At 69.0% G+C, this 14,400-nt stretch carries 3 protein-coding genes; 1 reads left to right on the forward strand and 2 read right to left on the reverse strand.

Features of this window, described 5'->3' with window-relative positions; genetic code table 11:
• Positions 1-62 precede the first annotated feature (62 nt).
• On the reverse strand, positions 63-395 hold the full coding sequence (locus tag G9373_RS22070; RefSeq protein ID WP_005246337.1) for a hypothetical protein: 333 nt from the start codon (positions 393-395) through the stop codon (positions 63-65).
• Between the two features lie 172 nt (positions 396-567).
• Between G9373_RS22070 and G9373_RS22075 the strand changes: the two genes are divergently transcribed.
• The gene (locus tag G9373_RS22075; RefSeq protein ID WP_005255751.1) at positions 568-906 is read left to right on the forward strand and encodes an RNA polymerase-binding protein RbpA; all 339 of its coding nucleotides are present in this window, start codon (positions 568-570) and stop codon (positions 904-906) included.
• 531 nt (positions 907-1,437) lie between these two features.
• Here the strand turns inward: G9373_RS22075 and G9373_RS22080 are convergent.
• Positions 1,438-14,400, reverse strand: a 12,963-nt coding sequence (locus tag G9373_RS22080; RefSeq protein ID WP_277346609.1) for a non-ribosomal peptide synthetase, incomplete at its 5' end; no start/stop codon positions are given.

The following is a 14,400-nucleotide window of genomic DNA, read 5'->3' on the forward strand; positions in this document are numbered from 1 at the left end:
CAGGCGACGGTCGGACCGGTCGAGCAGAGTGCGTCCTGCGCTCCCCTGCCTCTGTCCGAGGCTCAGCGGAAGCGTTCGGCCTCACGCGCGAGTTGCACGAGGTCGGCGCACAGGGACTCCACCTCATGGGCCGCCGCACCTTCGGCAACGGCTGTCGCCACGTCCTCGGCGGCACATCGAACCTGGAAAACCCGGTCGACCATGGCGGAGGCTTCCTCCGAGGTGAGCACCACCGCATCGGCGGGGATGCTCGTGCCTTTGACCTGGTTGCGCTGCTCGTACGCGCGCTGCCGGCAGGATTGGCGGCAGTACCGGCGGCGCCGCCCCATCCCCGTCTCGGCCACTTCCCTCCCGCACCACACACAGGAATCGGGTCTGCGGGAGGCGCCGGTCATGGTCAACCACCTTACTGCGCGGCGCCTCGAGGCCCGCCCGGTAAGATGTCGAGGTTGCATCTGCGCGGCGTGCGGGAACCAATCGGGAGGCCGTGGCGTTGTAGATGAGTGTGAACGCTTGGTTCTGGTCCAGGCGTACTCGCGCGGAGACGATCGAGGAGAGGACACAACCATGGCAGATCGCGTACTTCGAGGAAGTCGACTCGGAGCGGTGAGCTACGAGACCGACCGTGACCACGACCTCGCGCCCCGTCGGATGGCCAAGTACCGGTGCGACAACGGTGAGGTGTTCGACATTCCCTTCGCCGACGATGCCGAGATTCCCGGCACGTGGCTGTGCCGTAACGGCCTCGAGGGAACCCTGGTCGAGGGGACTGCGCCCGAGGCCAAGAAGGTCAAGCCGCCGCGTACCCACTGGGACATGCTGCTCGAACGCCGTTCCAAGGAGGAACTGGAGGAGCTGCTGAAGGAGCGCCTCGACCTGCTGAAGGCGAAGCGCCGCGGAGCCTGACACAGGCAACCGAACCGTACGAACGCCGTCTCGGCTCTGCCGGGGCGGCGTTCGCCGCGTCCGGGGAAGTTGCGACCCCGGCTTCGGCGCGGACGGGGTGTTCGACACGGACAAGCTTCTGTTGGTCACTGGGCTGGTCACCGTCTCGACAGGACTCATCCAAGTACTCCGATCTGCTGAACGCGGGCGCGTTACATTCCGAGCACACAAAGCACCGAGCGTCACGCCCCGAACACGCAGTCGAAGAAACCACGTATGACCGACCTCTCGGGCTTCCGTACCATTTGAGAGGTAGGTCACATGACCGCTCTCAATCTACTATTCGGTACCGCGGAGTCAAGGGTTTGGTCTTCTCTTCGGGTAAATCTCACACCTGGGGTATGAAATCGGCACCCCGAAACCACGACCGGTCGGGCGTCCACGATATTCGGGGTGGTCAACCGCTCGTTTTCTGTACAACCACTGCCATTTCGTGGTATTCCCCCATCACCGCCCAAACCAAACCTTCCGGTCTGTCGGGCGGTGCTGCGGTCAGCGCACCGAGTGCGGCCGGTTCGCGCTGTCGTCGGGATCGCTGTCCCTGCCGGTGTCGGGCGCGGCGTGCCGCGGCCGACGATGCGAACGCTCGAGGTGCGGTGCGATCGCGGCGAGAGCAGCCGGCGTCGTCATCGTCCAGTGCGTCGCGTCCACCGGATGCTCGACGATGCTCCCGCGCACGAACTGTCCCCAGCAGGTCACCGGGTCCACGTGGAAACCGTCGTCCAGGGCGGCGGTGAAGAACACCAGATCGCCCGCGAACACCCTCGGCCGGTGTGCGTCGATCAGTGTGGGGGCTCGCAGCGCATTGCCGTAGATCCGTCCGAGTTCGGGAGCGGTCAGCGCCGCCAGCGGCCCTCCGACGACCCGCAGCAGTGCCGCCGCACGCTCGGCGTCGAACTGCCCGTCCGGCGCGAGTTCGTCGAGCACGCTGTCGTCCGGGAGGTCCAGGCCGACTCCGCCGAGAAGATCCGCGGTGGTCGCGGAGTTCTCCACGCTGCGGTCGATCCCGACATAGCTGTCGAGGAGCCCCAGCAGACGCACCTCTTCACCGGCGTCCTGCAACTGCACCGCCATCTCGTGAGCGATGACTCCACCCAGCGACCACCCCACCAGGTGGTACGGGCCGTGCGGCTGGATCGAACGGATCTCCCGGACGTAGCGGGCCGCGAAGTCGGTGATCGTCTCCAGGTGCGGCTCGTCCTCGGTCAGCGCCGGCGACTGCAGCCCGTAGATCGGCCGGTCCTGGGTCAGCTCGCGGCCGAGCCCCGCGTAGCTCCAGGCGAGCCCGATGAACGGATGCACACAGAACAGCGGCTCCGCCGTCCCTCTCGTGCGGATCGGGAGAAGCACGTCGAGTGACGCACCCGCACCGTCCACCCCGTCGTTCGTCCACTTCTGGATGCGTTGTCCCAGCGACTCCGGCGTGGGGTCGCTGAACATCCATTGCAGCGGGAAGTCGATTCCCAGCTCGGACCCGAGTAAAGACGCGACTCGGGTGGCGATCAGCGAGTTGCCCCCGAGGTCGAAGAAGCTGTCCGTGACTCCGACGCTGTCGATGCCGAGTACGTCGGCGAACACCGTGGCGACGGCGCGCTCGGCCGCCGTCCGCGGCGCCTGGTACTCGTCGGCCGCCGACCGGACGGTCGGTGTGGGCAAGGCCTTGCGGTCGAGTTTGCCGTTCACCGACAGCGGCAGTGTGTCGAGGTGCACGACGTGCACCGGGATCATGTACGACGGGACGCGGGCCGACAGGTGCGCCCGCACGTCGGACCAGTCGGCCGCGGGCCGTCCCACCAGGTACGCCACCAGCGCTTCCTCGCCGCGGTCGTCGCGGTGCACCACCACGACCGCCTGCGACACGTCCGGATGGGTCTCGAGCGCGGTCTCGATCTCCCCCAACTCGATCCGCTGCCCCCGCAACTTCACCTGGAAATCCGTCCGCCCCACATACTCCAACGCACCGTCGCGGCGGCGACGCACCAGATCACCCGTGCGGTACATCCGCCCACCCGCCACGTGCGGGTTCGCCACGAACCGGTCCGCCGACAGATCCGGACGATTCAGATATCCCCGCGCCAGCTGATCCCCCGCCAGATACAACTCTCCCGCCACCCCGTTCGGCACCGGATGCAACCGGGCATCGAGCACATGCAACTCGGTGTTCCACACCGGACGCCCGATCGGCACCGTGTGCGTGTCCGCCGGACCCGTCTCCCAGTACGTGACGTCGACCGCCGCCTCCGTCGGCCCGTACAAGTTGTGCAGATCCGCACGACTGACCGACCGGAACCGCGACACCTGCTCCGGCGTCAACGCCTCCCCCGAACAGAACACCAACCGCAACGAATCACACACCGCCGCAGCGGGTTCGGCAGTGAACACCGACAACATCGACGGCACGAAATGGGTGGTCGTCACGTGACGTTCCTGTATCAGCCCTGTCAGGTACCGCGGATCGCGGTGTCCGTCCGGCGCGGCGATCACCAGGGAGGCTCCCACCTGCAGCGGCCAGAATAGCTCCCACACCGAGACGTCGAACGTCACCGGAGTCTTCTGCAGAACGACGTCCGCACTGGTCAGGGTGTATTCGTGCTGCATCCACAGCAGGCGGTTCACGATCGCACCGTGGGTGACCGCGACGCCCTTCGGCCGGCCCGTCGACCCGGACGTGAAGATCACGTACGCCGTGTTCGCCGGGGACAGCGGCCACAGCCGGTCTGCATCGGTGATGGGCGAGTTGTCGAAGCCGGAGAAGTCCTCGGACGCGACGTCGAGGACGGGGACCGATCCGCCGCCGGGGAGTCCGGTACCGCTGACCAGCACACATGCCGGCCGTGCGGTGTCGAGTACATACGCGGTGCGCTCGGCCGGATGGTCCGGATCCACCGGCAGGTAGGCGCCACCGGCCTTCACGACGGCGTAGATCGCGACGAGCAGATCGATCGACCGGCGCATCCCGACCGCGACGACGGACTCGGGGCCGACGCCCTGCTCGATCAGGCGGCGCGCCAGCCTGTTCACGCGGGAGTCGAAGTCGGCGTAGGTCAACTCGTCCCGGTCGAAGACCACCGCGATCCGGTCGGGGTCGGCCGCGACCCTCGTGTCGAACAGCGACGCCAGGGTCCCGGCGAGCACGTCGTGTGATGTCGCGTTGGTGCCGGCGATCTGCTTCCGTTCGCCGTCGCCGAGGACGTCGATATCTCCGACCGCGGTGTCCGGACTGTCGGTGGCCGCGCGCAGAATCTGCAGGAACCGCTGTCCGAACACGTGCATGGACGGCTCGTCGAACAGGTCGGAGGCGTACGTGAGGCGAGCAGCGATCCCGTCCGGACGGCCCTCGGAGTCGAACTGCTCCATCAGGGTGAGCTGCAGGTCGAACTTGGCGATGTCGACATCGAAGTCGAAACCGCTCACCGACAGATCACCCAGTCGGAGGGTCGCCTGGTCGAGGTTCTGGAACGTCAGCATCACCTGGAACAGGGGATGCCGCCCGGTGGACCGCGACGGATTGACGACCTCCACGAGGCGCTCGAACGGAACGTCCGCGTGAGAGAAGGCGGCGAGATCGGTCTCGCGCACGTCGGCGACCAGTTCGGCGAAGGTCTTGCCTCCGTCGACCTGCTGGCGCAGGACCAGTGTGTTGACGAACATGCCGATCAGGTCGTCGAGTTCGCGTTCGCCACGTCCCGCGACGGGGGTGCCGATGGCGATGTCTCCGGTGCCGGAGAGTCGGCTCAGCAGCACCGCGAGCGCCGAGTGCACGAGCATGAACAGGGACGCGTTCGCGTCCCGCGCCGCACCCAGGAGCATGCCGTGCAGGTCGGCCGGCACGGCGAAGTCGACGGTGCCGCCCCGGTACGACGCCACCGCGGGACGCGGGCGGTCGGTGGGCAGGTCCAGCTGATCCGGTGCGCCCGTGAGGGTCTGCGTCCAGAACGCGAGTTGCCGTGCCGAGACCGAATCGGGATCGGCCTCGTCGCCGAGGAGTGCCCGCTGCCACAGTGCGTAGTCGGCGTACTGCACCGGCAACGGCGCCCAGTCGGGCGTGGTGTCCGCCGACCGCGCCGCGTACGCCGTCATCACATCGCGCACCATCGGCGCCATCGACCAGCCGTCGCCGGAGATGTGGTGGACCAGCAGGGCGAGAACGTGCTCCGTCGGGGACATGCGGAAGATCCGCACCCGCACCGGAACCTCCGTGGTGACGTCGAATCCGGTGGTCACCAGGCCGGCGATCAGCGCGGGCAGCGCGGCCTCGTCCGTCGCGTCGACGGACAGTTCGCCCCCCACCCGGTCGATGGGCAGGATCACCTGGTGCGGACCGTCCGCGGAGTCCGGGTAGACCGTCCGCAGCGACTCGTGCCTGCGGACGACGTCGGCGACCGCGTGCTGCAGCGCGTCGACGTCCAGCGCGCCCGACAGCCGGACCGCCACGGGAATGTTGTGCACCGCCGAGTTCGGGTCGAACCTGTTGAGGAACCACATCCGGTGTTGCGCCGACGACAGCGGAATCCGTTCGGGACGCACGGCCGGCGTCAGCGCCGGGCGGGCGGGCGCGGTCGCGTCGATCGAATCCAGCAGTGCCGCAAGGGCGGCGACCGTGGGCGCCTCGAACAGGCTTCGAATCTCCACGCGGCGCCCGAGTCGTTCGGACAGCCGGGCGATCACCCGGGTGGCGACGAGGGAGTTGCCGCCGAGGTCGAAGAAGTTCGCGGCGGTACCGACCTGTTCGACGCCGAGCACGTCGGCGAACACGGCGGCCACCGATTCCTCCGTGGGTGTCGCGGGGGCGCGGTACTCGACTGTCGCCGACACGAAGTCGGGCGCAGGAAGGGCCTTGCGGTCGAGTTTGCCGTTCGAGGTCAGGGGCAATTGCGCGAGCACGACGAGGGCGGCGGGCACCATGTAGCTCGGCACCACGGCGCCGACCTCGGCCAGAACCGCGGCGGAGTCGACGGTGGCGCCGTCCTCGGGGACCACGTACGCGACCAGGGCGGTCCCGGTGTGCGGGTGCTGGTGGGCGACGACGACGGACTGCCCCACCCCTGTGCTCGACATCAGTGCGGACTCGATCTCGCCGAGTTCGATGCGGAACCCGCGGACCTTCACCTGGAAGTCGGAGCGCTCGAGGTACTCGAGGATCCCCCTCGCGTCCCGGACGCGCCAGCGCACCACGTCACCGGTGCGGTAGAGCCGTGAACCGGGTGCGCCGAAGGGGTTGGCCACGAAGCGCTCGGCGGTCAGATCGGCGCGGGCGACGTAACCGCGGGCCAGCTGGTCGCCGGCCAGGTACAGCTCACCCGCCACCCCGACGGGGACCGGGTTCAGGCGGGCATCCAGCACGAACACATGTGTGTTCCACTCGGGTCCGCCGATGGGAACGGTGTCGACGTCGGTGGCGGTGTGTGTCCAGGCGGTCGCGGACACGGCGGCCTCGGTGGGCCCGTACAGGTTGTGCAGCGCGACGGTCCCGAACCGGCGGCGGAAGCGGACCGCGGTGTCGACGGGCAACGCCTCGCCGATGCACAGCACCCGCCGCAGGGCCGGCTGCTGCCCCGCACCCGGGGTCGCCAGGAAGGCCTCCAGCAGGGACGGCACGAAATGTGCTGTCGTGACGCGCTGCTGACGCATCAGGTCCGCCAGGTAGTCCGGATCGCGGTGACCGTCCGGGCGGGCGATGACGAGTCGGGCGCCCGAGATCAGCGGCCAGAACAGTTCCCACACCGACAGGTCGAACGTGACGGGGGTCTTCTGCACGACGGCGTCGGTGGTGTCGAGCGGGTATTCGTGCTGCTTCCAGCGGAGTTGGTTCGCGATGGCGGCGTGCGTCACGGCGACACCCTTGGGTCGGCCGGTGGACCCGGACGTGAAGATCAGGTACGCCGTGTTCTCCGGCCGCAGCGGGGCGAGGCGATGCGCATCGGTCACCGGTTCGGGTGGTGAGGCGGTGAGGTCGAGGGTGTCGATCTCGATGACCGGGACGTTCTCGGCGGCGAACCCGTCCGAGGACGTGGTGAGGATGCACACCGGGTGGGCGGTCTCGAGCACGTAGGCGAGCCGGTCGGCCGGATGGGTGAGATCGATCGGCAGGTACGCGCCGCCGGCCCGCAGCACCGCGTACATCCCGACCAGCAGTTCGATCGACCGGTTCATCGCCAGTCCCACCACGGATTCCGGCCCCACTCCGCGATCGATCAGCCGGTGGGCGAGGGCGTCGACACGGCGGTCGAACTCTGCGTACGTCAGTTCGGTGCCCTCGAAGAACACGGCGGCCTCATCGGGTGTGCGCGCCGCCTGGGCGGAGAACAGTTGGGCGAGCGTCGTCGGCGGCAGATCGACGCCGGTGTCGTTGAATTCGGCGAGGACCGAGCGCCGTTCGGGGCCGTCGAGCAGGTCGATGGCCCCGACGGCCACGTCCGGATCCTGTACGACCGACGCGAGGACGCGGGTGAAGCGTTCCGCGAATGCCCGCACGGTCGATTCGTCGAAGAGGTCGGTGGCGTAGGTGAACTGGGCCTCGATCACGTCCGGGGATCCGTCGGCGTCGTGCTTCTCCGACAGTGTCAGGTGCAGATCGAAGTTGGAGATCGTGTTCGGCACGTCGAGTCCCTCGACGTGCAGCCCGGGAAGTTCGAGTGTGGTGGTGGCGAGGTTCTGGAACGAGAACGCGACCTGGAACAGCGGGTGGTGCGCGCGGGACCGGGCCGGGTTCAGCACGTCGACGAGGCGCTCGAACGGAATGTCGGAGTGCGCGAACGCACTCAGATCGGCAGAGCGTGCGTCGGCGAGGCTGTCCGCGAACGAACTCGCGAGGTCTACGTGGGTGCGCAGTACCAGGGTGTTCACGAACATGCCGACGAGTTCGTCGAGGGATTCCTCACCGCGGCCGGCGATGGGTGCGCCGACGGTGATGTCGGACTCGTTGCTCAGTCGGGCGAGCAGTACCGCGAGCGCGGTGTGCATCACCATGAACAGCGAGGTGTTCCGGCCGCGTGCGAACGCCAGCAGGGCGCGGTGGGTGCCGGCGTCGATGGTGAACGGCACGTGCGCGCCCCGGTGCGACGCGACCGCGGGGCGGGGACGGTCGGTCGGCAGGGACAGCCGGTCCGGCAGACCCTCCAGCGTGCGGGTCCAGTAGGCGATCTGAGCGGCGGCGACCGATTCGGGATCGGCCTCGTCGCCGAGGAGTTCCCGCTGCCACAGGCTGTAGTCGGCGTACTGCACCGGCAGCGGGGTCCAGCGGGGCACGTGTCCCTCGGCGCGGGCGGTGTAGGCGAGCATGACGTCGCGGGCCAGTGGGGCGAGCGACCAGCCGTCACCCGAGATGTGGTGGGCGACCATCACGAGCACGTAGTCGTCGGGTCCGACGCGGTACATACGCGCCCGCAGGGGCACATCCGCGGTCACGTCGAAGCCCGTCGTCACGAGTGCGAGCACCCGCTCGAGGACGTCGTCGGGGTGCGCCGCCACCGGTGTCAGGTCGGGCACCGCGTCCCCGGCGGGCACGATCACCTGGTGCGGGCCGTCGGCGGAGTCGGGATAGACGGTGCGCAGTGCCTCGTGCCGCCCGACGAGATCGGCGATCGCGATCTGCATGGCACGCAGGTCCACCTCGCCCGACAGCCGGAGCGCGACCGGCAGGTTGTACGCGGGCGATGCGGTGTCGAACTGGTTGATGAACCACATCCGCTGCTGGGCGAGCGACAGCGGAATGTGTTCGGGCCGAGGCCTGGCCGTCAGCGCGGGGCGCCGCACACCGTGGGTGGTGGTCTCGGTGATGCGTGCCGCGAGCGCGGCGACGGTCGGCGACTCGAACACTTCACGGACACCGACGTGGACGTCGAGTGCCGCGTTGATCCGCGACACCACCTGCGTGGCGAGCAGCGAGTTGCCGCCGAGGTCGAAGAAGCTGTCGTGGATGCCGATCTCCGGCAACGCGAGGATGTCCGCGAAGATGCCGGCGACGATCACCTCCATCGGGTTCCGCGGCGCCTCGAATGTCGTGGCCGCGGCGGCGAAGATCGGCTCGGGGAGCGCAGCCCGGTCGAGCTTGCCCGCCGGAGTGAGCGGCAGGGCGTCGAGGAGGGTGACGGAGGCCGGAACCATGTAGGCGGGCAGGGTGCGCCCGACGAAATTCGCGACCTCGACCCGGTCCACGTCCTCACCGGTGAACGGCAGCACGTACGCGACGAGGGAGGTCTCCCCGTTGGGGTGGTCGTACCCGATCGTGGTGGCGTACTCGATCTGCGGGTGTGCGGTAAGCGCGGCGTCGATCTCGCCGAGTTCGATCCGGAATCCGCGGATCTTCACCTGGTGGTCGGTGCGGCCGACGAAATCGAGGACGCGGTTCTCCCGCCACCGGACGAGATCGCCGGTGCGGTACATCAGGTCGCCGGGCGCGCCGTACGGGTCCGCGACGAACCGTTCGGCGGTCAGTCCCGGCCGTCCGAGGTAGCCGCGGGCGAGGCTCGGGCCTCCGACGTACAGTTCGCCCGGCACACCCACCGGCACGGGACGCAGCCGGCCGTCCAGCACGAGTGCCCGCACTCCACGGCTCGGGCCGCCGATGGTGACCGGTTCCCCGGCGCGGAGGGGTTCGGTGATGGACGACATGATCGTCGCCTCGCTGGGACCGTACGCGTTGACCATGCGACGCCCGGGCGCCCAGCGGGCGACCAGTTCCGGCGGGCACACGTCACCGGCGACCACGACGACGGCGAGGTCGTCGAGCCCGTGATGGTCCACCGACGCCAGCGCCGCCGGAGTGGAGAACGCATGGGTGACGTGCTCGGTAGCGAGCAGTTCGGCGAGTTCCGATCCGCCGTAGATCGTGGGCGGGGCGATGACCATCGTGGCTCCCGCGCCGAGTGCCATCAGCATCTCGAACACCGAGGCGTCGAAGCTCGGGGACGCGAAATGCAGTGTCCGCGAACGGGAGGTGACCCCGAGGAGCTCACGCTCGTCGGTCACCAGGTTCATCAGACCGCGATGTGTGACCGCGACGCCCTTGGGCCGGCCGGTGGACCCCGACGTGTAGATGACGTACGCCACCTGGTCGGACAGGATCGGCCGCATGCGGTCGCGGTTGGTGAGCGGCAACCGGGATTCGTGGGTGCAGCTCACCTCGAGTGCCGGGTCGTCGAGGAGCATCCACCGGATCGAGTCCGGGAGGAGATCCTGTTTCGCGGACACGGTGATCCCGACCATCGCCCCGGAGTCCTGCACCATGTGCAGAATGCGGTCCGCGGGATAGCCGGGGTCGACGGGCACGAAGGCTGCACCGGTCTTGGCCACCGCCCACACGGCCACCACGGATTCGAAGGACCGCGGCAGCGCCAGCGCGACCCGGGTTTCGGGTCCCACTCCCCTGTCGACGAGCAACCGGGCCAGTTGATTCGACCGTTCGTCGAGGTCCCGGTACGTGAGGCTCTCCCCCTCGAAGACGACGGCGGCTCCGTCGGGTGCCGCGGCGACGGCGTCGGCGAGGATCTCGGGCAGCATCTGCACCGGTCGCGCGTCGGCGCCGCGAACCGGGGTGAGCGCCGCATATTCCTCGTCGCCGAGGACCGGGATGTCACCGATCGGCCGCTGCGGGTCGGCGACGACCGCCTCGAAGATCCGCCGCAGCCGGGTCGCGTACCCGGCGGCGGTGCTCGCGTCGAAAATGTCTGTCGCGTAGACGAGTTCGGCGTCGATACCGGCGGCCTCGGCCGCGTCGTCGAGCCGCTCGGTGAGCGTGAAGTGCAGGTCGAACTTCGCGATGCTCGCGTCGAGGGTGAGCGGTTCCACCGACAGCCCGTCCAGTTCGAGCCGGTCGGCAGAGACCGCCTGCACGCCGAGGGCCACCTGGAACAGTGGGTGGTGCGAGGTGGAGCGGACCGGGCTCAATACCTCCACCAGTCGCTCGAACGGCAGGTCCGCGTGGGCGAACGCCTCGAGGTCGACGTCCCGGGCCTGTTCGAGCAGCGACACGAACGACGCCCCCGGGTCCAGCGTCGTGCGCAACACGAGGGTGTTGACGAACATGCCGATGATGTCGTCGAGTTCCACCCGGCCGCGGCCGGCGATCGCTGTGCCGACGGTGATGTCGGAGCTGGTGCTGAGCCGGCTCAGCAGGACGCTGAGCGCGGCGTGGGCGACCATGAAGATGCTGGCGCCGTGCGCGCGTGCCAGTTCGGCCAGGGCCCGGTGCGTGTCGGCATCCAGGGTGAAACGCGTTGCCGCACCCCGATGCGACGGAACGGCCGGCCTGCCCCGGTCGCCCGGCAGGTACAGCTGGTCCGGGACACCGGTGAGTGTCCGGGTCCAATACTCGAGCTGGGCGGCGGCGAGGCTGTCCGGGTCGGACTCGGCACCGAGCACCTCCCGCTGCCACAGCGCGTAGTCGGCGTACTGCACCGGCAGCGGCGCCCAGGTGGGCGCCTGGCCTGCCGCGCGGCTCGCGTACGCGATCATCACGTCCCGGATCAGCGGTTCCATGGACACGCCGTCGGCGGAGATGTGATGGACGACGAGAGCGAGCACGTGCTCGGTGTCGCCGAGCGAGTACACCTTCACCCGCAGCGGCACGGCCTGGGAGACGTCGAAGCCGGTCAGCAGGAACTGCTCGAGATCCGCGCGCAGCCCGGTCTCGCTCACGCGGACCGGTGCGACGTCGAGGGTGAACTCCCCTGGTTCGAGGATCACCTGGTGCGGTCCACCCCGGGAATCAGGAAAGACGGTCCGCAGCGATTCGTGCCGGCTGATCAGATCGTCGATCGCCGCGGCCAGCGCCGCAGTATCCAGCGGTCCGGTGAGCCGGACCGCGGCGGGCAGGTTGTATGCGGGCGAAGACGTCTCGAACTGGTTGAGGAACCACATCCGCTGCTGCGCGAGTGACAGCGGGATCCGGTCGGGGCGGACCGCCGCCGTCAGGGGTGCGATCGCAGTGGACGGACCGTGCCCGTCGAGTCGCCGGGCCAGGGCCGCGACGGTGGGCGCGTCGAACACGACGCGGATGGCGATGCGTGTCTCCGTCGCGACCCCGATGCGGGTGCTGAGTTTGGTGGCGGACAGGGAGTTGCCGCCGAGTTCGAAGAAGTTGTCGTCGACACCGACCCGGGGGACGCCGAGGAGTTCGGCGAAGATCCCGGCGACGATGCGCTCAGACTCGGTGCGCGGCGCCGTGTACTCCGCCTTCACGGTGAACACCGGTGCTGGCAACGCCTTCTGGTCGACCTTGCCGTTCGGTGTCAGCGGCAGTTCCGCCAGCGTGATCAGCAGCGACGGAATCATGTAGGAGGGCAGGCTGCCCGCGGCTTCGGCGAGAACGGCGTCCCGGTCCAGTGTGATTCCGCGGCGCGGCACGACGTACCCGACGAGGTGGTCGCCGGTGTGCGAGTCCGAATGCGGGACGACGATCGCCTGGTCCACGTCTTCGTGCCGAAGCAGTGCCGACACGATTTCGCCGAGTTCGATGCGGAATCCGCGGACCTTCACCTGGAAGTCGGTGCGCCCGAGGTACTCGAGCCGGCCGTCCGCGTTCCACCGGACGAGGTCGCCGGTGCGGTACAGCCGGGCGCCCGACGTGGCGAAGGGGTCGGCGACGAACCGTTCGGCGGTGAGGTCGGGGCGACCCAGGTATCCGCGGGCGAGCTGGAGTCCACCGAGGTACAGCTCTCCCGCGACACCGACCGGTACCGGACGCAGGCGGCCGTCGAGGACGAGGGCGCTGGTGTTCCAGACGGGCAGGCCGATCGGGACTGTGTCGGAGTTGTCGGACCGCGCCGCGAAGAAGGTGGTGGTCACCGCCGCCTCGGTGGGTCCGTACGTGTTGTCGATCTCCGCGGGATGGGACGCCCGGAAGTCGTCGATCGTCTCCGGCGACACGGCTTCGCCGCCGACCAGCACGTGCCGCAGCGCCGGCAGATCGTCGAGTCCGGGTCCGGACGTCAGGGCCGCCAGCATCGCCGGAACGAAGTGCACGACGGTGACGCCGTGTGCGCGGAGGACGCCCGAGAGGTACTCGGGGTCGCGGTGCCCGTCGGGTTCGGCGACGACGAGCCGAGCGCCGGAGACGAGCGGCGCGAAGCATTCCCACACCGACACGTCGAACGTCACAGGGGTCTTGAACAGCATCGTGTCGGCGGTGCCGAGCGTGTACTGCGCACGCAGCCACTCGAGCTGCGCCGCGATCGCCGTGTGGGTGACGGCGACCCCCTTGGGCCGTCCCGTGGAACCGGACGTGAAGAGGACGTACGCCGTGTTGTCCGGGCGCAGCGGTGCGATCCGTTCTTCGGCGCGGATCGGCTCCCCGCCGAACTCTGCCGGGTCCGGGTCTGCGGGCACGACCGCCCGCACCCCGTAGCGTGTCGTCACGGTCTGTGGGAGCAGGTCGCTGCTCGTGAGAACCAGGGATGCGCCGGACTGTTCGACGATGTCGCTGTTGCGTTGTTCGGGTTGACCGGGATCGAGTGGGGTGTAGGCGCCGCCTGCCTTCACCACGGCGTGGACGGCGACGAGCAGGTCCAGCGACCTCGGGATCTCCACTGCCACGACGACGTCGGGGCCGACACCGTCGCCGATGAGTCTGCGCGCGAGACGGTTCGACCGGGCATCGAACTCGGCGTACGTCAGCGCCTCGTCGCGCCAGAGCACCGCGGGGGCGTCCGGTGTCGTCCGTGCCTGTTCGTCGAGGAGACCGGCCAGGGTGGGCTGTCCCGTGTCCCGTGTCGCGCCGTGTGACAGGGCGAGCAGACGCAGCCGGGCATCGTCGCCGAGCAGGTCGAGGTCGCCGACCGTGGTTCGGGGATCGCGGGTCAGTCCGGTCAGGACCCGGAGGAAGGACTCACCGATCCGCAGTGCGGTGTCCTCGTCGAAGAGGTCCTTGGCGTAGCCGAGTTCGAGATCGAGACCGGTCGAGTTCCCCTCCTCGTCGTGGCGTTCGCCGAGTACGAAGTTGAGGTCGAACTTGGCGATCGGCGACTCGATCTCGAGTGCGGACACCTCCAGTCCCGGCAGTTCGAGTGTCGGGGTCTGCAGGTTCTGCAGTGCGAGCGCCACCTGGAACAGCGGGTGGAACGCGGTGGAGCGGGTCGGGTTGATCGCGTCGACCAGCTGCTCGAACGGTACGTCGACGTGGGAGAACGCCTCGAGGTCGACGCGCCGGACCTGCTCGAGCAGTTCGGTTCCTGTCGATTCCGGTTGCACGTCGGTGCGCAGCACCAGGGTGTTGACGAACATGCCGACGAGTCCGTCGAGGGACTGCTCCCCGCGACCTGCGACGGATGTTCCGATGGCGACGTCCCGGCCGGCCCCGATCCGCGACAGGAGCGCGGCGAGTGCGGTGTGGACGACCATGAACAGGCTGGCGTGGTGGGTGCGCGCTACGTCCAGCAGACGCAGGTGGCTGTCGCCGCCCAGGGCCAGCCGCACCGTGCCGCCACGGTTCGACGGAGCGGGCGGACGGGGGCGGTC

Source organism: Rhodococcus sp. A14 (genome assembly GCF_011603105.1).
Lineage (GTDB): Bacteria > Actinomycetota > Actinomycetes > Mycobacteriales > Mycobacteriaceae > Rhodococcus_F > Rhodococcus_F opacus.